The sequence below is a fragment of the Polaribacter sp. genome (assembly GCF_039939415.1).
In the GTDB taxonomy this organism is placed as follows: Bacteria; Bacteroidota; Bacteroidia; order Flavobacteriales; family Flavobacteriaceae; genus Polaribacter.
This window is the reverse complement of record NZ_JBDVJE010000032.1, coordinates 1-22,246: the sequence shown is the minus strand read 5'-3', so window position 1 is coordinate 22,246 and position 22,246 is coordinate 1. Positions and strand designations below refer to the sequence as shown.

The window sequence follows — 22,246 nt, the reverse complement described above, 5'->3', positions numbered from 1 at the left end:
TGATTTTAACCGGTTTTTAACAATCTATTTTTACCCATATAATCGTTATATTTGTATTAATGAATTTAGACTTTTATAAATATCAAGGAACAGGAAACGATTTTGTTATGGTAGATAACAGAACCAAAAAATTTCCAAAAGAAAACGTTGCTATTATTTCTAAACTTTGTGATAGAAATTTTGGTGTTGGTGCTGATGGCGTAATTTTAATTGAAAATGATGCTGATTACGATTTTAAAATGATTTACTTTAATGCAGATGGAAGTCAGACTTTCTGCGGAAATGGTGGAAGATGTGCTGTTGCATTTGCTAAACATTTAAACATCATAGATTCTAAAACTCACTTTATAGCTTTTGATGGTGATCATTTTGCAGATATTGAAAGCGGAATTGTTTCATTAAAAATGATAGATGTAAATGAAATTAAAATTCAAGAAAACTCTGTTTTTGCATACACAGGCACACAACATCATGTAGAAATGGTAGTTAATTTAGATAATTTTCCTGTTTTTGAAAAAGGAAAAGAAATAAGATATTCGTATTCAGACCCTGGTAGTAATGTAAATTTTGTTGAACAAATTAACAATACTACTTTTAGAGTTAGAACTTATGAAAAAGGTGTAGAAAACGAAACATTAGCTTGCGGAACAGGAGTTACAGCTGTTGCTATAGCAATGCATATTACTAAAAAAACAAATAGTAATTTAATTAATTTACCTGTAGAAGGAGGTAATTTAAACGTTTCTTTTACAGAAAAAAATGGCACTTACACTAATGTCTTTTTAAAAGGACCAGCTACTTTTGTTTTTAAAGGGAATATTACTATTTAATGATAAACCTAAAAGGAGAAAATATAAAACTACGTGCTTTAGAACCAGAAGATTTAGATTTTCTATATCAAATAGAAAACAATGAATCTTTTTGGGAAATTAGCCATACACAAACTCCATTTTCTAAATACATTTTAAAACAATATTTAGAAAACGCTCATTTAGATATTTTTGAAGCAAAACAATTACGTTTAGTAATAGAAGAAAAATCAAGCAAAAAACAAATAGGAATGATTGATTTGTTTGATTTTAATCCAACACACAAAAGAGCTGGAGTTGGTATTTTAATTCATCCAAATTTTCAAAAAAACGGTTTTGCTTCAGAATCTTTAGATATTTTGATTAAATATGCTTTTTCGCACTTAAATTTACATCAACTATTTGCAAATATTACAGAAGATAATACAAAAAGTATAACTCTTTTTAACAAACATCTATTTAAAAAAGTTGGTGTAAAAAAAGATTGGATTTTATCCGAAGGAAAATATAAAGATGAAATTTTATTTCAACTGATAAAAGAGTAATTTTGCAATTCTAAAAAAAAAATACCTTGAGTAAAAAATTTATATATGCAGTTATTGCAACCATTCTTTTAATTGTAGGAATTATAGCAAATAATTATTATCAAAAAATATTTGGAGAAGCAGTTGCAGAAGATAGTGTTCTTTTTGTAAAATCTACAGATAGTTTAATAGATATTAAAAACAATATCGAAGCTTTTTCTAATTATACCAACACATTTCTTTTAGTTGCTGCTAAGAAAAAATTCTCTAAACCTAAAGCAGGAAAATATATATTAAAAGCAGGAATGTCTAATAATGACATTGTAAATATGCTAAGAGTTGGTAATCAAACTCCAATTAAATTATCGTTCAACAATCAAGATACTTTAGAAAAGTTAGCAGGCAGAATTGCTGAACAATTAGAAACAGATTCTATTTCCCTTTTAAATTCTTTTAAAGACAAAGACTTTTTAGCTAAAAACAACTTAACAGAAAAATCTGTATTACAAATTTTTATTCCTAATAGTTACCAATTTTATTGGAACACTTCTGCAGATAAATTTAGAAACAAAATCTTTAAAGAATATAATCGATTTTGGAACGAAAGTAGGTTAAAAAAAGCCAAAGAATTAAATCTTAGCAAAGAAGAAGTAATTACTTTAGCCTCTATTGTACAAAAAGAAACTGCAAAAAAAGTTGAAAGACCAGTTGTGGCTGGTTTATACTTAAATAGATTAAAAAAAGGTTGGCCCTTACAAGCAGACCCAACAATAATATATTGTATTAAAGAAAAAAAAGGACAAAATTTTGTTGTTAAGAGAGTTCTTACTGCAGATTTAGAAATTAACTCTCCATACAATACATATAAAAATAGAGGGCTACCTCCTACGCTAATTGCTATGCCAGATATTTCTGCTATTGATGGAGTTTTAAATGCACAAAAACATAATTATTTTTATATGTGTGCAAATGTAGAAAAATTAGGATACCATGCTTTTGCAAGAACACTTTCTCAACACAATAGAAACGCAGCAAAATATCATCAATGGATGAATAACCAGAGAATTAACAGATAATGATTAGAAAGTATTTACTTTTTATTATTACACTAATTTCTTTATCTGCTTTTACGCAAACCTCATCATTTTATAAAAAATCTGACACTTTAAATAAGAAAAGAAGAAATTCGATTATTATTACAGAAAGTGTAATGACAGGAGGCGCATTATTTGCATTAAACCAACTTTGGTATAAAGATTATCCACGTTCTGGTTTTCATTTTAAAAATGATAATAATGATTGGAAACAAATGGATAAAGCTGGTCATTTTATGACTTCTTATTATGTTGGTAAAGTTGGTATGGAAGTTTTAGATTGGGCAGGAGTTTCTAAGAAAAATCAATTAATTTACGGTGCAACTTATGGTTTTGCTTTTTTAACTGCTGTAGAAATTTTAGACGGTTTTTCTGAAGAATGGGGTGCTTCACCTGGAGATGTTCTTGCAAATGCTGCAGGATCTAGTTTATTAATTGGGCAAGAATTACTTTGGAAAGAACAACGTATTACTTTAAAATACTCTTTTCATCAAACAGAATTTGCAAAACAAAGACCTAATACTCTTGGTGAAAACTTTTTACAACAAGCATTAAAAGATTATAATGGCCAAACTTATTGGCTTTCTGCAAATATTTGGTCTTTTAATAAAAAAAGCAAGTTTCCTAAATGGTTAAATATTGCATTAGGTTATGGAGCTGAAGGTATGCTTTACGGAAACACAAATACTACAAACTCAATAACACAAGTACCTTACAGACAATTCTACTTAAGTTTAGACCTAGATTTGACTAAAATTAAAACAAATTCAGAATTCTTAAAATCTGTCTTTTCTGTTGTAAATTTCATAAAAATACCTGCACCAACCCTAGAATTTAATACCAAAGGTCAAATTAAATTTCATTATCTGTATTTCTAACAAATTTTAACATATTGGTAATCAGTATATTTAAAAATTAACTATAATTTTGCACCGCAAAACAGAAAGATTTACTTTATCAAAAAGTTTTTATTTTTAAGTATCGTATTTTTAGGATTTATCAATGCAACTACTATTGATAATAAAATAGATATTTATAACAAGGTTACTTACCCAGAATTTATCGATTACAATATTCCGTATTTACAAAAAGACTTTGTAGGTTTTAAGGAAGCATTAGCTTTTAAAGAATCTCAAGGAAAATATACTGTTGTTAATTCTTTAGGCTATTTAGGAAAATACCAATTTGGTAAAACCACTTTACATCGATTTAAAATTTATGACTCGAAAGAGTTTTTAAACAACCCTGAGTTACAAGAAAAAGCTTTTATTGCTTTATGTAAAGTAAACAAATGGATTTTAAGAAAAGACATTAAACGTTCTGTTGGAAAAACTATAAACGGAATTAAAATTACAGAATCAGGAATTTTAGCTGCTGCTCATTTAAGTGGAGCAGGAAACGTAAAAAAATTCTTAAGAAGTAATGGAAATGAACGTTTTTCTGATGCTTACGGAGCAACTATTCAATCTTACTTAATAAAATTTGGTGGATACAATGTTACCAATATTAACGCAAATAGATTTGCTACAATTTAATTATTTGTGAATAATAAAAATAGCTGGTTTTTTATGTAAATCTGGTGTTTGATGTTTCCAATCTTTTACCATCATTGTTTTTATGTATTCTGTTGGCAAAGTAATATCTGCTGCAATACATAAATTTGTAGTAGGAGTCAATGTAGCTTTTAAATCTGCAAACATTTTTTCATTTCGATAAGGCGTTTCTATAAATATTTGAGATTGATTTTTATCTTTAGACAAACGCTCTAACTCTTTTATCGTTTTTTTTCTTTCTGATTTATCAATTGGTAAATATCCATTAAAAGCAAAGTTTTGTCCATTCATACCAGAACTCATCATTGCCATTAAAATAGAGCTAGGTCCTACTAAAGGAATTACTCTAATATTATTTTCGTGTGCAAGCTTTACAATACTAGCACCAGGATCTGCAACTGCAGGTACACCAGCTTCAGACAACAAACCAACATTTATACCATCTTTACAAACGTCTAAATATTTTATGGTTTCCATTTCTTCTGCATATTTGTCTAACAACATCAATTGTAAAGATGGTTGCGATTTTTTTGGCGATATTTTTTTTATAAACCTTCTTGCCGATTTTTCATTTTCAACAATATAATAATCTATCTCTTCAACTACTTTTTTTACAGATAAAGGCATTACTTCTAAAGGTTCTGTTTCACCCAAAGTAGTAGGAATTAAATAGAGTTTACCAATCATTTTATATTTTTTTAGTGATGAAATTACAAGCTTCATCTAACATTTTATACACATTTTCAAATCCTTGATTTCCTCCATAATATGGATCTGGAACACTTAAATTTTTATTAGGATTTGATTCATTTAAAATCATTTTTACTTTCTGCTCATCTTCTTCATTTCTTGCAAGCATCAATATATTTTGATAATTATTTTCATCCATAGCATAAATAATATCAAACTCATCAAAATCTTTAACTACAAACTTTCTAGCTCTTTGATTTTTTATATTCAAACCATATTTTTTAGCAACAGCTATAGATCTTTCATCGGGTTTGTTACCAACATGATATGCTGCTGTACCTGCAGAATCTACAGAAACAGTATTTGCATCTACTTTAGATTGTAAAATACCTTCTGCTAAAGGAGACCTACAAATGTTTCCTAAACAGACCATTAATACTTTTTTCATAAAATAATTTTGTTAAAAATAAGAAACTATTTTTCTCTTAAAAAGTTTAAGTAAGTAAATTCAATAAGTTTTTTGAAAATATTGATTTCTAAAAAGTTAGCTTTTTAGTTAAATCGTCTACGTACTTTCTAAACTGTTTGTCAGTTTCTGTTAAATTGTCTACAGTTTTACAGGCGTGTAATACCGTTGCATGATCTCTTTGCCCTATTTGATTACCTATACTTGCTAAAGAAGTCTTTGTTAATCTTTTAGCAAAAAACATAGCTAACTGTCTTGCTTGTACAATATGACGTTTACGTGTTTTAGATTGTAATGTTGCAACATCCATATCAAAATATTTTGATACTTCTTTCTGAATGTAATCTATAGAAACTTCTTTCTTCGTATTTTTTACAAACTTATCTACAATCTGTTTTGCTAATTCTATTGAAAATTCTCTTCTGTTAAAAGAAGCTTGTGCAATCATAGAAATGATAACTCCTTCTAATTCTCTAACATTCGATTTTATATTCTTAGCAATATATTCTACAATTTCTTCTGGCATTTCTACACCATCTCTATACAATTTATTTTGTAAAATAGAAATTCTAGTTTCGTAATCTGGAGCTTGTAATTCTGCAGATAATCCCCATTTAAAACGAGACAACAAACGTTGTTCTATATCTTGCATATCTACAGGAGCTTTATCTGAAGTTAAAATTACCTGCTTTCCATTTTGATGTAAATGGTTAAAAATATGGAAGAATACATCTTGTGTACCTGCTTTACCAGACAAGAATTGCACATCATCAATGATTAATACATCTATCATTTGATAGAAATGAATAAAATCGTTTCTTGTATTAGACTTTACAGAATCTATAAATTGTTGTGTAAATTTCTCTGAAGAAATATACAACACAGTTTTATCTGGATATTTATCTTTAATATCAACACCTATTGCGTGTGCTAAATGAGTTTTTCCTAAACCTACTCCACCATAAACTAATAATGGATTAAAAGAAGTTCCTCCAGGTTTATTTGCAACTGCCATACCTGCAGATCTTGCTAATCTATTAGAGTCTCCTTCTACAAAGTTTACAAAACTATAATTAGGATTTAGTTGAGACTCAATTTTAACTTTTTGTAATCCTGGAATTACAAACGGATTTCTTAATTCTCTTTTGCTAGACTCTAAAGGAATTGTAACTTTTTGAGCTTTTAATGGATCTCTGTTAGAACTAGGAATTTTAACAATTTGAGGTCTGTTACTGCTATAATTGTTTTCCATTTTAACATCGTAAATCAATTTAGCATCATTGCCTAATTGTCTTACTAATGCAACACGTAATAATTTAATATAGTGTTCTTCTAACCATTCATAAAAAAATTTACTTGGCACTTGAATTGTTAATGCTTCTCCTGAAAGTTTTACTGGCTTTATTGGCTCAAACCATGTTTTATAAGCTTGTGGTTTGATGTTGTCCTTTATAAAGGTCAAACATTCATTCCAAACTGAGTCAGCAGTTACAGTCATTTAATTAAAGTAAATTTATTTTTGGTTAATAATTGATTAAAAACGGATATTATCCCTCTTTTTCTTAAGCATTACAAAAGTGTGAATAAAAAACAGTATAAAAAAATGAATTTGCTATTGATTATTAATTATTTTTTACGTACAATCGTATAAATTTTTACTGATTTTATATTTTGAAATATTCATTAACAAATACAAGAATACGTTATTCTGAAACTGACCAAATGGGAGTAGTTTATCATGGAAACTACGCTCAATTTTTTGAATTAGGACGCACAGAATGGTTACGTTCTTTAGGCGTTACCTACAAAGATATGGAAACCAATGGAATAATGCTTCCTGTAATATCAATTAACTTTAACTTTATAAAATCTGCTTTGTATGATGATGTTTTAACAATTAAAACAATTCTTAAAAAAAAACCAATGGTTAAGATTGAATTTGATTATGAAATTGTAAATCAAAATAACGAATTAATTTGTACAGGAAGTTCTGTTTTAGCATTTATAAATAACAAAACAATGAAACCAACACGCTGTCCTGATTATTTATTGAAAGCTTTAGAGTATTAATTTTAAAAAACTTACTTTTTATTAACATTTCTGTTTTTTAATATATACTTCTGTTTCTTTTTTTAATTCAACAAAATCATACTCAAAATCTGTTTCCCATTTAATATCATTTACAGAAAAACCATCAAAACATTGGGTAGGAATTAAACTAAATGCTTTTAGAGTTATAAAAAATCGTTCTAAACCTCCAAAAGGGAAATTACCTGTAGAAAATTCTATAATTCCATTTGAATTATTTACAATTTCTAAATTGTTTAAATCAACTTCAAAACCAAATTCTAAGTAATTAAATATTGATAACAATTCTTGCACACCAAAATTTCCTAATTTATCATTATCAATTTGAAAGTATTTTTTAAAGAAAGAATTAGCATACTCTGGAATCACGTTTTTATATCTCTTTAATTCTAATGCATCTTTATCAGAAGCTAAGTCTATTTTTTTTAACGCTTCTTCCATTTCTTTTTCGTTCATATTATTCCAATCAAATTCTGGCACCTCATCTTCAAAATCAAAATCTGGTTTTCTTACAGCAACTAAATGATTGTATAGTTTTTTAAAATCGTTAAACTTTTCATTTTCTTCTATTATAAACTTAACGTATAACATAGCCTTTATTTAATCTAAAACTTTTATTTCTACTTTGTAAAGGTTATCAAAAACTTTAAAAATTGAATCAGCCTCTTTTTTTCTGATAGAAATAATATACTCACAATTCATTTCTAATTTCTGATTGGTAATTTCAATTTGTTTTTCTTTGATTATTCTTTGTACAGCATTCATCATATCGTAATTGAAAGTCAACTTATAATGAATGTTAATTGTTTTTTCTAAAATATCTGAGGCTTCCAAAACTAATTGAGCAGAAGTTCTATATGCAGAAATTAAACCCCCAACACCTAATTTTGTTCCGCCAAAATATCTAACAGACACAACTAAAACATTGGTTACTTCAAAAGATTGAATTTGACCATAAATTGGCATTCCTGCAGAATTACTAGGTTCACCATCATCATTTGCCCTAAATCTAATTTTCTCAATTCCTAATTGATAGGCATAACACCAATGACGTGCAGAATGATGTTGCTTTTTCAATTTTTCTATACACTCTTTTACATCGTCTTCAGACAAAACCGGAAAAGCATACCCAAAAAACTTACTCCCTTTAACTTTAAACAGCGTTTCTTCAGATGGTTTTTCTATGGTTTTATAAACGTCTTCTAACATATTAAGCAATAGTTACTAAGATAATTCCAACAATTGCTAAAACTACTCCAATTTTGTTTTTTGTGCTAAAATGTTCTTTAAACAACAACAAACCTACTAAGGTTGAAATAATTACAACACCTACATTATTAATGGTAAAAAGTGTAGAACTCTCAAAACCTTCTGTTTGCAATGCTTTGATTAAAAAAACAATAGAAAAATAATTAGGAACTCCTAAAACAACGCCTGCAATTATATTTTTAACCCCAAAAGCTTCTTTCTTTTTAATTGTTTTTATTGCTAAAACTAGCAATCCAAAAATGGCTGCAAAACCGAATAAACTTCCAGAAAAAATAGCAACTTCATTTTTTGGCACAAAATTTACTTCAACATATTTTAGTATTGTGTCTATAGCTCCAGAACCAAAGAAAAGTAATATTGGAAACAATAAACTTGCTTTTTGTAAATTATTTTTTTCTGCTTTTACAGAAGTTAAATACACAGCTACCAATGCAATAATAATTCCTGCTACTTTTAAAAAAGTTACAGATTCATTATATAATAAAACACCAAATAAAATAGGAATAACAACAGACATTTTACCTGCAACAGAAGCTACAGAAACACCATTGTTTTGTGCAGTTTTAGCCATTACAAAAAAGATTGAAACAAATAAAGCTCCTAAAAAAGCAGCTCCTAAAGCCCATTTTTGCTGATAAACTTCTGAAATTGGAACACTTTTTTCTGCTAATGAAAACCCAATGATAAAAGCAACTATATAATTAACAACAATTGCTTTTAAAATATCTATTTTATAAATACCAAAATATTTAAAAATAACAAACAATCCTGTTGCAAAAAGAATACTTAATAATAAATAAATCAAATTTTAAATTTTGTTTTTGGTGAATAACTCTGTAACATCTTCTTGCCCTGGAATTAAATTCCAAGTATGAATACCTAAAGTATTTGCAGCATCTGTATTTTCTTTTAAATCATCAACAAACAAAGTTTCATCTGCAATTAAATTATTTTCTTTTAAAACAAATTCAAAAATATCTATATCTGGTTTTTTTAAATGAATTTCATGTGATAAATAAAAAACGTCAAAACAATTTTTAAACTCGTTAAATAATTCTGCTCCCCATTTTTCTTGAATATGAGAAATATGCATATCGTTTGTATTACTTAACAATAACAACTTGTATTTTTTACTATGAGCAAGTTCTTTTAAAAATGCTAATCTCTCTTTAGGAAAATCTAACAGAATAGCATTCCATGCAAAAACTAGTTTTTCTCTTGGAATATTAAATTGTTTGGAAAAATAGCCTGTAAACTCATCTGTAGAAATTAATCCTTTTTCATATTGATGCGCAACTGCCATCATATCATCAGAAATTTCTGAAACCCCTAATTTTTCTAATTCTCTAAAAGTTGCTGGTTTATCTAAATTGATAAAAATATCGCCAAAATCGAAAATGATGTTTTTAATCATTCATATATATTTTTAAAACATCTGTTTTGATGTTTATTTGTTCTTTGAGTATGCCTTTAAATTCTGGAGCTTTAATTCCTTCTTTAAAATTTGTTTTTCCTATAAAAACTCTAGCTTCATCCCATAAGTTTTCATCAATAAATGTTTGTAAAGTTTGGTTTCCTCCTTCAATAATTACAGATTGAATTTGGTGTTTTTGCAAAATTTCGCAAATTTGAATTGCAATATTATTTGAAAAATTGATGGTTTCTATAATTAGTTCTCGACTGCGCTCGAACTGACATTCTTCCTTTTCTGTAATTACAATCGTTTTTACACTTCCATCAAAAACATTTAAATTTTTAGATGCTCTTAAAGTGCTATCTAATACAATTCTTACTGGATTTTCTCCTGACCAGCTTCTAACATTTAACTTAGGATTATCTACAACAACCGTATTTGTACCAACTAAAATAGCATGTTCTTTACTTCGCCATTTATGCACCAATTGTTGAGAATATTGATTAGAAATCCAAACTGGTTTTTGTTCGTTTTTAGTTAATGGAGCTATAAAACCATCTTTAGTTGCAGCCCATTTTAAAATAATAAATGGTCGCTTTTTATCTTGAACCGTAAAAAATCGTTTGTGATGTTCTCTACATTCATTTTCTAAAACACCAACAGTAACATTAATTCCTGCTTTTTTTAATCTTTCAATTCCTTTACCAGCAACTAAACTATTAGAATCTACACAACCAATAACGGCATTTTTAATTTTATTTTTCACAATTAAATCTGCACAAGGTGGCGTTTTGCCGTAATGAGAACAAGGTTCTAAGGTTACATAAATAGTAGCCTCTTTTAAAAGTGATTTATCTTTTACTGAATTTATAGCAATTACCTCTGCATGACTTTCTCCATAAGGAGCTGTAAATCCTTCTCCAATAATTTTATTTTGATAAACAACAACTGCTCCAACAGAAGGGTTTGGACGTGTAGTTCCAATTCCATTTTTACCAATCTGCAAACAGCGTTTTATGTAAAATTCGTGATTCAAAAACTTATAATTTTATTTCTTCTGTTTCATCTATTAAATACTCACTAGAAAAACCAAAAACTTTGTATTTTAAAACTCCTTTAAACTGAACTTTAACAGACTTATTTATAATAGAATTTAGCAACCCTCCAATAATTCCGTTTTTATTATTTTTAAAAACTTTTTTAGCAGGAACTACAACTACTAAAGGAATGGAAAATTCTTTTCTTGCAGGAACATTAAATTCTTCTGAAGAAACTTGAGCCACTTCTGCCCCATTTACAATTACTTTAATTTCTTCTGTAGAAATTTCACCTCCAACATCATTAGGATTATCAAAAAAAGCTTCTGCCTTTAAACGAATTGTATCACTACTAAAAGAAGTAACTTTTATGTTATCTACCTTTACAAATACGGGTTGTTTATTTACTGAACAGCTTGTAATAACAAAAACAATTAAAGTAAAATATAAAAAGTTTTTCATCTGAATTGATTAAAAATTTAGGTAAATTGCTCTTGCAAAAATACAGTAATAAATGACAAGTCAAGATTTTATCATTAGAGAAATTAATGCTAAAGACAATGCACAAATGGCAATTGTAATTAGAGCAGTAATTTTAGAAATGGGTGCTCCAAAAACAGGTACTGCTTATGAAGACAAAGCAACAGATAAAATGTTTGAAACTTATCAAAAAAAAGAAGCTGCATATTTTGTTTTAGAACATAAAAATAAAATTGTTGGCGGTGGAGGAATTGCTCAACTAGATAATTTTAAAGGCAATACTTGCGAGCTTCAGAAAATGTACTTTTTACCCATTGCAAGAGGCAAAGGTTTAGGAACTAAAATGATTTCTAAATGTTTGGAAAAAGCAAAAGAGATTGGATTTGAAAACTGTTATTTAGAAACGATGCCATATATGAAAGCTGCTGTAAAACTCTATAAAAAATACGGATTTACAGATTTAGAAAAACCAATGGGAAATACTTGCCACTATTCTTGTAATGTTTGGATGATTAAAGAATTATGATTTTAAAAGAATTTAGAACCTTTTTTTCTGATGAATTATCAGCAATTTATCCGCAGACAGAAATAGATACATTCTTTTTTTTGTTAATCGAAGACAAATTAAACTTACAAAGAATTGATACTGTTTTAAAACCTGATTTTTTAATTTCAGATGAAATTTTATCAGAATTAAAAACTATAATTGTTAGACTTCAAAAAGAAGAACCTATTCAATATATTTTAGGTGAAACTGAATTTTATGGATTGCCTTTTAAAGTAAATGAAAATACTTTAATACCTAGACCAGAAACTGAAGAATTGGTAGAATGGATTTTAAAAGAAGTTGCAGAGTTACAAAGTGACAAAGTAAGAGAGTTAAAAATTCTTGATATTGGAACTGGAACTGGATGTATACCAATTTCATTAGCTAAAATTTTAAAAAACGTTACCATTTCTGCAATTGATGTTTCTTCTGAAGCTTTAAAAGTTGCCAAACAAAACGCTGTTTTAAATAAAGTTGAAATTCAGTTTATAGAAAAAGACATTTTAAAAACAGAAAGCTTACCTCAACAATTTAAAATTATTATTTCAAATCCACCTTATGTTAGAGAACTTGAAAAAATTGAAATAAAAAACAATGTTTTAGAAAACGAACCTCATTTAGCTTTATTTGTTGATGATGATAATCCTTTAATTTTTTATACTAAAATTGCAGATTTAGCTAAAAATAATTTAGATAAAAATGGATTGTTATTTTTTGAAATTAATCAATATTTAGGAAAAGAAACTGTTGAAATGCTTCACCAAAAAGGTTTTAAAAACATTGAATTAAAAAAAGATTTATTTGGCAATGACAGAATGATTAAAACATCACTTTAACCTAAATAGCATGATTTTTTAAGCCTATTTTATGTCCCCAAAAAGCATAATAAAGTATAATAGTATAACAAGGAAGTAAAATCCAATACCCAAAAGAAGACGCTTCTACTAAAGCCGAAACTTCATTTACCCCAGAAGAAATTAAAGTTTCTTTTTTATTATCAACTAAAGCTCCATATAAAGGCGGTATAATTGCTCCTCCAGAAATTGCCATAATTAACAATGCAGATGCTGTTTTTGTAAATTTACCTAAACCGTCTAAAGCTAAAGGCCAAATTGCGGGCCAAACTAACGCATTTGCAATTCCTAAAGCAGCTACAAAAAGCACAGAAGTAAATCCTGAAGTGTATACAATACAAAAAGAAAATATAATTCCTAATAAAGCACTTGCTTTTAAAGCAAAAGATTGACTGATATATTTAGGAATTAACACAACTCCTAAAGCATAAGTAGCAATCATTGCCATTAAAGTAAATGAGGTAAAAAATTTAGCATCCTCTGCAGGAATGTTTAAAGATATTCCATAAGAAATAATTGTATCACCTGCTACAACCTCAACACCTACATATAAAAACAATGCTAAAACACCCAACCATAAATGTGGAAACTGAAAGATGTTTGTTTTTTCTTTTGCTCCTACCTCTGTTACTTCTACAACTTCTGCTTCTACATTAGGTAAAGGTGCTTTACGTATTAAAACTCCTAATAAGAACAAAACAACAGCCATTACAATATAGGGAGTAACAACACTATCTGCCATTGTATTTAACAAGTTTGCTTTTTCTACATCGTCTACATTCGCTAACTTTTCTTTAATAATATCAATTCCTGATAATAAAATTGCTCCAAATATTACAGAACCTAAAATCCCAGCAATTTTATTTGCAATTCCCATAATAGCAATACGTTTTGCGGCACTTTCAATTGGACCTAGAATAGTAATGTAAGGATTAGAAGCTGTTTGCAACAAAGTCATACCTGCTCCTTGTATAAAAATGGCCGTTAAAAACATCCAATAAGTTCTTGCATTTGCTGCTGGTATAAATAATAAAGCTCCTACTGCCATTACAATTAAACCTAAAGACATACCTTTTTTATATCCAATTTTATTAATGATATAAGAAGCTGGTAAAGCCATAACAACAAAAGAAATATAAGAAGCTGATGCTACTAAATAAGACTGAGCATCTGTAAGTTCATTTATGGTTTTCATAAATGGAATTAACGCTCCATTTATCCACGTAACAAAACCGAAAATAAAGAACAAACCTGCAATAATTATAATTGGTACAAGTGTATTATTTTTTGAATTATCAGAATTCTGAACAGTAATAGACATTAAGTATTTTTTTTAATAATTATAAGAAAAATGAAATATACGTATAAGTATATTGATTATCTATTATAATTTATAAATTTCAATAAAATGTCTGAAAAATTAATGGTTTTTAAAAACGATTATCTCCATCTAAAATATCACCAATTCCACCTAAAATACTTCCTTCTCCTTTTTTACCTCCACCAGTTCTTGGTGCCATTGACAATACTCTACCAGCTAGTCTACTAAAAGGTAAAGACTGTACATACACAGTTCCTGGTCCTTTTAATGTTGCAAAAAATAAACCTTCACCACCAAAAACAGTATTTTTTATTCCACCAACAAATTCTATATCATAATCTACACTTTGTGTAAAACCAACAATACAACCTGTATCTACTTTTAAAATTTCTCCAGGCTGTAATACTTTTTTAGCCATGGTTCCTCCTGCATGAATAAAGCCTAAACCATCACCTTCCATTTTCTGCATGATAAAACCTTCGCCACCAAACAAACCTCTTCCTAATTTTTTTGAAAACTCAATACCAATAGAAACTCCTTTTGCAGCACAAAGAAATGCATCTTTTTGGCAAATAAATTTACCGCCAAATTGAGTTAAATCAATAGGCACAATTTTTCCTGGGTATGGAGACGCAAAAGAAATTTGCTTTTTACCAATTCCAGCATTTGTAAAAACGGTCATAAACAAGCTTTCTCCTGTCAAAATTCTTTTTCCTGCAGAAAATATTTTTCCTAAAAGTCCTTTTTCTTGATTAGAACCATCTCCTAAAATTGTATTCATTTTAATTTGATCATCCATCATCATAAACGTTCCTGCTTCTGCAACAACACCTTCTTCTGGATCTAATTCTATTTCTACAAATTGCATTTCTTCTCCAAATATTTTATAATCTATTTCGTGTGCATTTCTATTTGACGAGTTTTGAGGAATGTTATCTTGATACATAGTAGTTTATTTTAGGTTATATATAGTTAGATGATTGAAATAAAACTTTGTTACAACTAAACACAGTTAATTTAAATTTTATTATTTTTGATAGTGTAAGTAAAACATAAAAATAACTACTCATTAAAAAAAGTAATTATGAAGTATTTATCTCCAGAAATTGAAGCCTTGTCTAAAAAATTTGAAACTACAAAGTCTTTAGCTCGCACTAATGTTTCTTGTGGTATTTTTCAAGATTGTGATTATAATGAAGAAAGACCTCAGCTTTATAAAAAGAAAGAATAATTTATGATTTTACCCTCAAACTCCAATGAAATTGGAATTTAGAAACCACTACTCCATCTTTATTAACTCCTTTAGAAGTTAAAACAATAACTTGTCCTTCTCCTGTTTTTATAGATTTTTGAATTGCTTCACGTATTTCATTTCCTCCTTTACAAGAAAATAAAATTTTACCAGTTGCTTTTTTATAAAACTCAGCTTCTTGTTTTGTAACCAACATAGATACTTTTCTATTAGAATCTTTTATCGCTTTCATAACCAAAATACCTGTGGGCATTTCTGCAGCCATTCCTTGAGCTGCCCAAAACATACTTTTAAATGGGTTTTGATTTATCCATCTATGTTTTATAGAAACAACAACTTCAGTGTCTGAAATAGAACGTATTCTAACACCTCCTAAATACGCTAAAGGAAGTTTTATAAAGTTAAAAAAGTTGACTTTACCAGGTGTAAATTTCATTATTTATAAATTATTAAATGATAACAAAGTTTCTAAACGTTTACAATATAGTTAAAATAAACGAATCAAAAACACCAATGTTTACAATACATACATCGCTATTTATAGATAAAAATTAATACAATTACAAATGTTAAAAAAATGTTAATTACAGTACTATGTATTGCATAATACCTTTTTTAAGATATATATTTGCATAAGAAAGTATTATATATTTCAGAAATCATGAAACAAAATAAAGAAAACACCAATGCCTTTTTAATACATATTTCTGCTTTTGCAGGGTTTATATTTCCTTTCGGAAATATAATTACACCATTAATTGCGTGGCAAACTTTAAAAGACAGAAGTACATTTTTAGATGAACAAGGTAAAGAAGCTGTAAACTTTAATATCAGTTATTCTTTATACATTTTTATATTAACAATGTCTTTCATTCCTGTATTTGTAGGATCAATTTTTAGAAAATTCGACAACTTCAATAATTTTAATCATATTAATATCAATTTTGATTCTCATAATATTTTTGGTGTTATTGGATTGGCTTCTTTAGCAGGAATTGTTGGGTTGATAAAAGTAGCATTGATAATTATTGCCGCTTTAAAAGCAAAAGAAGGAGAAAATTATAAGTATCCTTTTACCATAAAATTTATTAAATAATCATTTAAAACCACAATAAATGAAGATAGAAAACACAAAAGCACAAATGCGAAAAGGTGTTTTGGAATATTGTATTTTATCCATCTTAAAAAATGGAGATGCATATACTTCTGAAATTCTAAAAACGCTAAAAAGTGCAGAAATGATTGTGGTTGAAGGAACCATATATCCGTTATTAACGCGTTTAAAAAACGCAGGATTACTAACTTATAGATGGGAAGAATCTACTTCTGGACCACCAAGAAAGTATTACGTTTTAACAGAAAACGGAGGCATGTTTTTAAAAGAATTAGATAAAACATGGAGCAATTTAGTAAACGCAGTTAACCAAGTAATTAGCACAAAATCAACTACAAATGAATAAGACAATCAACATAAATTTAGGCGGATTTTTCTTCCATATAGATGAAGTTGCCTATCAGAAATTAAAACGATATCTAGAATCAATTTCTAGATCATTAAGCGATGATCCGCAAGGGAAAAACGAAATTATTGCAGATATAGAAGCACGTATTAGCGAGTTATTATCTGAAAAAATTACGGATGCTAGACAAGTTGTAAATGAAGGTGATATTGATGATATCATTAAAATCATGGGACAACCAGAAGATTATGCGGAAGCTGAAGAAACTTATAACGACTCGAGTTATTCATATAAAAGAAATAATACTTCAGGAAAAAAATTATTTAGAGATGGAGATGACAAATTTTTAGGAGGTGTTGCTGCAGGTATTGCTCATTATTTTGACATTGATACAATTTGGATTCGACTTGGTTTATTAGCATTGTTTTTTGGCGCTGGTTTTGGTATTATTTTATACATTATTCTTTGGATATTATTACCAGAAGCTAAAACTACTGCAGAAAAATTACAAATGGAAGGAGAGCCTGTAAATATAGATAATATCGAAAAAAAGATAAGAGAAGAATTTACAAACGTTTCTGAAAATGTAAAAGATTTTGCAAATCAGGCTTCCGATAAAATAAAAGATGGTGCAAACGAATTATCTGAAAAAATGAACCAAACTTTTTCAGCAAAGACAAAAAAAAATAACGGACTACAAGATTTTATCAGTACAATAGGCAAGATTATTCTTGTATTTTTTAAAGTAATTGGTAAATTTATTGGAGCAATACTCGTCTTTGTTGCGGCGGCTGTTATTTTATCACTAATTATTAGTGGGTTTTCTGTTGGAAGTTTAGAATGGTTAAATGTAGATGGAGAATTTTTACAATATCCACCATTTTTCTATGATGCTGTTTTACCTAAATGGGTATTAACTTTAGCTTTGTTTTTATTAATTGGTATTCCTTTTTTAATACTATTTGTTTTAGGATTAAGAATATTATCTAGCAGTGTAAAACAATTTACAAAACCAACTTCTTTAACTTTATTAGGTATTTGGATTGTTGCTTTATTAACAATGATTTTTACAGGTATAGATTTTGGTACATCTCATGCTAATTATGGTCAAAATGTAAAGAAAACAACTTTAAATCTTGTTAAAAACGATACATTAACCTTAAAAATGGTAAATGATGATGAAATTTATTACAGACATAATTTAAGAAGAAGTTCTCATAAATATGAAGTTGAAGTAGATGGTATAACAAAAGTTTATTCTAACTATGTAAAAGTTGATGTTAAAAAGAGTAACTCAAATAAAGCTTACTTTATCCTACAAAAAGAATCTAAAGGAAAAAGTAAAAGTAGTGCAAACAAAAATGCTCAAAAAATTGAATATAAATTTGAAATTATAGATAATACAATTGTTTTAGATGCTTACTACTTATCTGAATTTAAAAATATGTGGAAAGATGAAGAAGTAAATATTACATTTTACTTGCCAGAAGGTAACACTGTGTATTTTGACAACACCGTTAAAAACTTTTTATATAATGTAGAAAATGAGGGTGATATTTATGATAAAGATATGGTTAATCATTATTTTAAAATGACTGATGATACATTAAAATGTACAGATTGTAATGAAGAAATTGAAGATGATGAAATTATTAAACAAGAAAGTATTTAATACAATTCAACTATAAAAATCAACAATTGAGTAACCATCCTTTTATTTTAAGCGTCTAATAAAAGACATTTATTATCTAATTAAAACTTAAGTCATGAAAAATTCAATATCAAAAATTATTACAATACTATTTATAGCTACTATTTTCACATCTTGTAGTGTAGATGTATTTAACAGAGTAAATGGAAATAAAAATGTTATTTCTGAAGTAAGAAAAACATCTAGCAAGTTTTCTGGAATAAAAGTAAGCACAGGAATTGATTTATATGTAACACAGGGTGCAAAAAACAAAATTATTGTAGAAGCAGATGAAAACTTACATGATATTATTATGACAGAAGTTGAAGATGGTATTTTAAAAGTATATTCAGAAAAAAGTATTTGGAGAGCAAAAGCTAGAAAAGTACATGTTACCATAAAAAATTTAAATTCAATTAAAGCCACAAGTGGAAGTGATGTTTATGGAAAAGGAATTATTAAAACCGATGAAATTTCTATTGCTGCAACAAGTGGTGCAGATATAAAAATTACTGTTGATGCAACAAGTGTAGAAACAAGTTCTACTAGTGGATCTGATATTAGAGTTTCTGGAATTTCAACAAATCATGCTTCAAGTGCAACTAGTGGAGCCTCTATAGATGCTTACGATTTAGAAAGTAAAAATGTAATTGCCAAAGCTACAAGTGGAGCAGATATTAATGTTTTTGCTTCTGAAAAATTAGAAGCAAAAGCAACTAGTGGTGGAGATATTGATTTTAAAGGAAATCCTAAATCAGTAAATAAAAAATCTTCTTCTGGAGGAAGCATTTCTAGAAAATAACAAATTATAAATCAACCAAAATTAGTTTTCTTGTGGTTGTACAAAACAACCACAAGATTTTAAAAAACCAACCAACAATGAATAATTTTCTAGAACCTTTTAAAAATTCTATCCTAATAAAAGTACTTCTATTTATAGCAATGTTATTTTACAATTTTGTTTTAAATGCGCAAGTTGATAAAAAATCTGACTTATTTAAAACATTAAAATCTAAAGATAGTATCATTTTTGAAAGAACTTTTAACTTATGTGAAGTTGAAAAACTAGAACCTATTATTGCTGATGATTTTGAATTTTATCATGATCTTGGAGGAATACAAAATAGAAAAGGTTTTATAGATGCAATAAAAAACGGACTTTGTTCTAAACCTGGAAATAATAAAAGAGAATTAGTTTCTGGTACTTTAGAAGTACATCAATTAAATAAAAATGGTATTATGTATGGAGCCATACAAAAAGGAAAACATACATTTTTACAAAAACAAAATTCAGAATTTAAAACTGTAGGAATTGCAGATTTTACACATCTTTGGATTCTTGAAAATAACAAATGGAAATTAAAAAGGGTATTGAGTTATAACCACAAACCTTTATCTGAATAAAAATTTATTAGAATGGCTAACTCTAATATAATAGTTACTAATACTTGGTTTTATTAGTTTACTTGGTAAGTCGTCGTTTTGTAAAAAACGACGCTTACTTTTAAGTTTAGTTTGCTTTTAAACTTAAAAAATAGACCTTGACTGACTACTGATAGGAGTCTTTGAAACGAACGTATATCAGCGTAAGTTGGCAGTAATTAACCCATCATGATTAAACGAGATTAATTCCTATGGATAAAGTTAAATTTTTAGGTAATTTTAGAGAGAAATTAATTAATACTTCTTTGAATCGCTTATTAATAAAAGTTTTAGCACAAAAAATAACTAAATTTGACATTGGTCAAGATTAAAATCAACATTACAAGAAAATGAAAAATGAATTAAAACCTTTTTGGAATAAATATTTTAAATTCGACTGGAAATTTGGACTATTCTTACTTCTGATTGTTTGTGTTACTCGATTTATTCTAGTTCTTAAAGCAAATGTAACTGGAAGTTATAGTTTGATTGGTTTAGTAATGTTTATTTCTGCAATAATACCGTTTGTGTTTTTGAGTAAGTACGGAAGAAAAAAAACAGGAATAAAAACAACCAAAAAACTAAATTATTTGATTCTCGCTTTGGGAATCGGAATAATATTTAGCGTTATTTTACACTTTTTAGGACAAGGTCTTTATGGAAAATCTTATGAAAATTGGTATGAATATATTGGAAAATCCTATAATATTCCTGAAAATATTTCTGCTCAAGGAAAAAGGACAATGTTTCTAATAATGGCAATTACTGGAATGATTTTTAGCCCAATTGGAGAGGAATTATTTTTTAGAGGAATCATCCACGGAAGTTTTGCTAAATCAGTTGGTAATAAAAAAGCGTCAATTATAGATAGTTCTGCATTTGCATTAACTCATATTTCACATTTTGGATTAGTTTTCGTAAATAAAAACTGGGACTTTTATTTAGTTCCAACACTAATTTGGGTTTTAGGAATGTTTATTACAAGTTTAATATTCTTTGAAATGAAAAAAAGAACTGACTCTATATTGGGAGCAATATTATGTCATTCAGGTTTCAATTTAGGAATGATTTACTGTATATTTTATTTAATATAAACATAAACAACTACTAGACAACACTATATAAACTTTATTGCTAGTTTTAGCTCGCTTGGGAAATTCACTGCTTAAACAAAGCTTATACAAACACGCTAGCGAATCAAAAAAAATATTACAAAAAAAATCCCAAGTTTTTAACTTGGGATTTTTTATATTTTAGAAAGAAGTTTTATCTTTTTACTTTTATAGAACAACCAATAGCTCTTGTTTCTGTAACACTTGGTTTTTTACCTGCTAACAATTCATCAACAACAGTTTCTACATATTTTTCTGTAACCGCATCTGGGTTTCTAGAACTATTGTCTATAGCCCCTATATATTCAACTTTCATAGATTTTTTAGTTACAATATAAACATGCGGAGTTTTACTAGCTCCAAATTTAGGATATACTTTCTGGCCTTCATCAAATAAATATGGAAACGTAAACCCTTTTTCTGAAGCTCTCACCTTCATATCATCAAAGCCATCTCCTCTAGAAGCTACAGGGTCATTTGGGTTTATAGCAATTACAGGAAATCCTAATTTTTTATATTTCTTATCTAATGCTATTATTCTATCTTCATTAGCTACAGAATATGGGCACATATTACAAGTAAAAATGATAATAAATCCTTTAGCATCTGTATAATCAGACAAAGAAACCGTTTTATCATCTATATTTTTAAGTTTAAAATCTTCTATGGTATCTCCTACTTTGTAACCTTTAACCACTTTATTTGTAAATGCAGAGGCAATTACAACTACTAAAAGTATTAAAATTGATTTTTTAAAATTCATAATATTGTTGTTTTTTGTTTATAATAATGATTTTAATTCTTTTTCTAATTGTTCATATTCAAATGATTGCTCAAAAAACTTTTTACCTTTAGCATTGTATATTATTGTTGCAGGTATTGCTCCTGACCAAGTAGAATCGATTGCTTTTATCCAAATATTTTCATTAACATCGTTTAATAAAATTACTTTAGATTTTAATTGTTTTTTATTGATAAACGGAATTAACTTTTTATCTACTTGTTTCGGAAAATCTAAACTTACCAAAATAACCTCTACATTTTTATCTGCATATTCTTGGTTAATTTTTTCGAAAACTGGTAACTCTTTTACACAAGGTGCACACCAAGTTGCCCAAAAATTAATAACATAGGTTTTACCATCGTTTTTTTCTAACAAAGGCT

Annotated in this window: 29 protein-coding genes; 15 read left to right on the top strand and 14 right to left on the bottom strand. The window is 27.8% G+C overall.

The window, feature by feature from the left end; translation table 11 throughout:
- Nucleotides 1–59: 59 nt before the first annotated feature.
- From dapF to ABJG40_RS05220, 5 genes are all read left to right on the top strand, one after another.
- A complete protein-coding gene (gene dapF / locus ABJG40_RS05240; RefSeq protein WP_348023520.1) occupies nucleotides 60–830 on the top strand; it encodes a diaminopimelate epimerase in 771 nt (256 codons plus the stop codon).
- Nucleotides 830–1,354: a GNAT family N-acetyltransferase gene (locus ABJG40_RS05235; RefSeq protein ID WP_348023519.1), complete on the top strand. Its 525-nt coding sequence runs from the start codon at nucleotides 830–832 to the stop codon at nucleotides 1,352–1,354. Before dapF ends, ABJG40_RS05235 begins: the two co-directional genes overlap by 1 nt.
- A gap of 26 nt (nucleotides 1,355–1,380) precedes the next feature.
- Entirely contained in the window at nucleotides 1,381–2,409 is a 1,029-nt protein-coding gene (mltG, locus tag ABJG40_RS05230) for an endolytic transglycosylase MltG (RefSeq protein WP_348023518.1), read from the top strand.
- Nucleotides 2,409–3,305: a DUF2279 domain-containing protein gene (locus ABJG40_RS05225; RefSeq protein WP_348023517.1), complete on the top strand. Its 897-nt coding sequence runs from the start codon at nucleotides 2,409–2,411 to the stop codon at nucleotides 3,303–3,305. Before mltG ends, ABJG40_RS05225 begins: the two co-directional genes overlap by 1 nt.
- 135 nt (nucleotides 3,306–3,440) lie before the next feature.
- A complete protein-coding gene (locus ABJG40_RS05220; protein ID WP_348023526.1) occupies nucleotides 3,441–3,962 on the top strand; it encodes a peptidoglycan-binding protein LysM in 522 nt (173 codons plus the stop codon).
- Here the strand turns inward: ABJG40_RS05220 and ABJG40_RS05215 are convergent, their stop codons facing one another.
- The 3 genes from ABJG40_RS05215 to dnaA form a co-directional block, all read right to left on the bottom strand.
- On the bottom strand, nucleotides 3,963–4,667 hold the full coding sequence (locus ABJG40_RS05215; RefSeq protein WP_348023516.1) for an SAM-dependent methyltransferase: 705 nt from the start codon (nucleotides 4,665–4,667) through the stop codon (nucleotides 3,963–3,965).
- A 1-nt stretch (nucleotide 4,668) separates the two neighbouring features.
- Nucleotides 4,669–5,118, bottom strand: coding sequence for a low molecular weight protein-tyrosine-phosphatase (locus ABJG40_RS05210; protein ID WP_348023515.1), 450 nt, complete (start codon nucleotides 5,116–5,118; stop codon nucleotides 4,669–4,671).
- 88 nt (nucleotides 5,119–5,206) lie between these two features.
- Nucleotides 5,207–6,634, bottom strand: a complete 1,428-nt coding sequence (dnaA, locus tag ABJG40_RS05205) for a chromosomal replication initiator protein DnaA (protein ID WP_348023514.1) — start codon at nucleotides 6,632–6,634, stop codon at nucleotides 5,207–5,209.
- Between the two features lie 173 nt (nucleotides 6,635–6,807).
- On the opposite strand from dnaA, the gene ABJG40_RS05200 reads away from it, so the two are divergent.
- Nucleotides 6,808–7,206, top strand: coding sequence for a thioesterase family protein (locus tag ABJG40_RS05200; RefSeq protein ID WP_348023513.1), 399 nt, complete (start codon nucleotides 6,808–6,810; stop codon nucleotides 7,204–7,206).
- A gap of 21 nt (nucleotides 7,207–7,227) precedes the next feature.
- On the opposite strand, the gene ABJG40_RS05195 is transcribed toward ABJG40_RS05200, so the two are convergent.
- The 6 genes from ABJG40_RS05195 to ABJG40_RS05170 are packed head-to-tail and all read right to left on the bottom strand — an operon-like array spanning nucleotide 7,228 to nucleotide 11,406.
- Nucleotides 7,228–7,815: a hypothetical protein gene (locus tag ABJG40_RS05195; RefSeq protein WP_348023512.1), complete on the bottom strand. Its 588-nt coding sequence runs from the start codon at nucleotides 7,813–7,815 to the stop codon at nucleotides 7,228–7,230.
- A gap of 9 nt (nucleotides 7,816–7,824) precedes the next feature.
- Nucleotides 7,825–8,433: a YigZ family protein gene (locus ABJG40_RS05190; protein ID WP_348023511.1), complete on the bottom strand. Its 609-nt coding sequence runs from the start codon at nucleotides 8,431–8,433 to the stop codon at nucleotides 7,825–7,827.
- Nucleotide 8,434: 1 nt separating this feature from the next.
- Nucleotides 8,435–9,298 carry an EamA family transporter gene (locus tag ABJG40_RS05185; RefSeq protein ID WP_348023510.1) on the bottom strand — a complete coding sequence of 288 codons (864 nt, stop codon included), beginning with the start codon at nucleotides 9,296–9,298 and terminating at the stop codon, nucleotides 8,435–8,437.
- Nucleotides 9,299–9,301: 3 nt separating this feature from the next.
- On the bottom strand, nucleotides 9,302–9,907 hold the full coding sequence (locus ABJG40_RS05180) for an HAD family phosphatase (protein WP_348023509.1): 606 nt from the start codon (nucleotides 9,905–9,907) through the stop codon (nucleotides 9,302–9,304).
- The gene (ribD, locus tag ABJG40_RS05175; protein WP_348023508.1) at nucleotides 9,900–10,943 is read right to left on the bottom strand and encodes a bifunctional diaminohydroxyphosphoribosylaminopyrimidine deaminase/5-amino-6-(5-phosphoribosylamino)uracil reductase RibD; all 1,044 of its coding nucleotides are present in this window, start codon (nucleotides 10,941–10,943) and stop codon (nucleotides 9,900–9,902) included. Before ribD ends, ABJG40_RS05180 begins: the two co-directional genes overlap by 8 nt.
- 4 nt (nucleotides 10,944–10,947) lie before the next feature.
- Nucleotides 10,948–11,406: an LEA type 2 family protein gene (locus tag ABJG40_RS05170; RefSeq protein ID WP_348023507.1), complete on the bottom strand. Its 459-nt coding sequence runs from the start codon at nucleotides 11,404–11,406 to the stop codon at nucleotides 10,948–10,950.
- Between the two features lie 52 nt (nucleotides 11,407–11,458).
- On the opposite strand from ABJG40_RS05170, the gene ABJG40_RS05165 reads away from it, so the two are divergent.
- Together ABJG40_RS05165 and prmC are read left to right on the top strand one after the other, a co-directional pair.
- Entirely contained in the window at nucleotides 11,459–11,950 is a 492-nt protein-coding gene (locus ABJG40_RS05165) for a GNAT family N-acetyltransferase (RefSeq protein WP_348023506.1), read from the top strand.
- Nucleotides 11,947–12,807 (top strand): peptide chain release factor N(5)-glutamine methyltransferase, encoded by an 861-nt coding sequence (prmC, locus tag ABJG40_RS05160; RefSeq protein ID WP_348023505.1) that lies wholly within the window; start codon nucleotides 11,947–11,949, stop codon nucleotides 12,805–12,807. Before ABJG40_RS05165 ends, prmC begins: the two co-directional genes overlap by 4 nt.
- A gap of 1 nt (nucleotide 12,808) precedes the next feature.
- Here the strand turns inward: prmC and ABJG40_RS05155 are convergent, their stop codons facing one another.
- Together ABJG40_RS05155 and ABJG40_RS05150 are read right to left on the bottom strand one after the other, a co-directional pair.
- Nucleotides 12,809–14,146: a sugar MFS transporter gene (locus tag ABJG40_RS05155; protein ID WP_348023504.1), complete on the bottom strand. Its 1,338-nt coding sequence runs from the start codon at nucleotides 14,144–14,146 to the stop codon at nucleotides 12,809–12,811.
- A gap of 109 nt (nucleotides 14,147–14,255) precedes the next feature.
- Complete coding sequence (locus ABJG40_RS05150; protein ID WP_348023503.1) at nucleotides 14,256–15,092, bottom strand: TIGR00266 family protein; 837 nt, start codon at nucleotides 15,090–15,092, stop codon at nucleotides 14,256–14,258.
- 138 nt (nucleotides 15,093–15,230) lie between these two features.
- Here ABJG40_RS05150 and ABJG40_RS05145 point away from each other — a divergent pair, with 138 nt between their 5' ends.
- The gene (locus ABJG40_RS05145; protein ID WP_348023502.1) at nucleotides 15,231–15,377 is read left to right on the top strand and encodes a hypothetical protein; all 147 of its coding nucleotides are present in this window, start codon (nucleotides 15,231–15,233) and stop codon (nucleotides 15,375–15,377) included.
- Nucleotide 15,378: 1 nt separating this feature from the next.
- On the opposite strand, the gene ABJG40_RS05140 is transcribed toward ABJG40_RS05145, so the two are convergent.
- On the bottom strand, nucleotides 15,379–15,834 hold the full coding sequence (locus ABJG40_RS05140; protein WP_348023501.1) for a DUF4442 domain-containing protein: 456 nt from the start codon (nucleotides 15,832–15,834) through the stop codon (nucleotides 15,379–15,381).
- A 225-nt stretch (nucleotides 15,835–16,059) separates the two neighbouring features.
- Here ABJG40_RS05140 and ABJG40_RS05135 point away from each other — a divergent pair, with 225 nt between their 5' ends.
- From ABJG40_RS05135 to ABJG40_RS05110, 6 genes are all read left to right on the top strand, one after another.
- The gene (locus ABJG40_RS05135; protein WP_348023500.1) at nucleotides 16,060–16,494 is read left to right on the top strand and encodes a DUF4870 domain-containing protein; all 435 of its coding nucleotides are present in this window, start codon (nucleotides 16,060–16,062) and stop codon (nucleotides 16,492–16,494) included.
- A 19-nt stretch (nucleotides 16,495–16,513) separates the two neighbouring features.
- Nucleotides 16,514–16,858: a PadR family transcriptional regulator gene (locus ABJG40_RS05130; protein WP_348023499.1), complete on the top strand. Its 345-nt coding sequence runs from the start codon at nucleotides 16,514–16,516 to the stop codon at nucleotides 16,856–16,858.
- On the top strand, nucleotides 16,851–18,530 hold the full coding sequence (locus tag ABJG40_RS05125) for a PspC domain-containing protein (RefSeq protein WP_348023498.1): 1,680 nt from the start codon (nucleotides 16,851–16,853) through the stop codon (nucleotides 18,528–18,530). Before ABJG40_RS05130 ends, ABJG40_RS05125 begins: the two co-directional genes overlap by 8 nt.
- Before the next feature lie 94 nt (nucleotides 18,531–18,624).
- Nucleotides 18,625–19,350 carry a head GIN domain-containing protein gene (locus tag ABJG40_RS05120; RefSeq protein ID WP_348023497.1) on the top strand — a complete coding sequence of 242 codons (726 nt, stop codon included), beginning with the start codon at nucleotides 18,625–18,627 and terminating at the stop codon, nucleotides 19,348–19,350.
- A gap of 77 nt (nucleotides 19,351–19,427) precedes the next feature.
- Nucleotides 19,428–19,952, top strand: a complete 525-nt coding sequence (locus tag ABJG40_RS05115; RefSeq protein WP_348023496.1) for a nuclear transport factor 2 family protein — start codon at nucleotides 19,428–19,430, stop codon at nucleotides 19,950–19,952.
- A 368-nt stretch (nucleotides 19,953–20,320) separates the two neighbouring features.
- Nucleotides 20,321–21,064 carry a type II CAAX endopeptidase family protein gene (locus ABJG40_RS05110; RefSeq protein ID WP_348023495.1) on the top strand — a complete coding sequence of 248 codons (744 nt, stop codon included), beginning with the start codon at nucleotides 20,321–20,323 and terminating at the stop codon, nucleotides 21,062–21,064.
- A gap of 172 nt (nucleotides 21,065–21,236) precedes the next feature.
- Here ABJG40_RS05110 and ABJG40_RS05105 read toward each other — a convergent pair whose 3' ends face one another.
- Nucleotides 21,237–21,845, bottom strand: a complete 609-nt coding sequence (locus ABJG40_RS05105) for a thioredoxin family protein (RefSeq protein ID WP_348023494.1) — start codon at nucleotides 21,843–21,845, stop codon at nucleotides 21,237–21,239.
- Nucleotides 21,846–21,863: 18 nt separating this feature from the next.
- On the bottom strand, nucleotides 21,864–22,246 hold a 383-nt coding region (locus tag ABJG40_RS05100), incomplete at its 5' end, for a TlpA disulfide reductase family protein (RefSeq protein ID WP_348023493.1).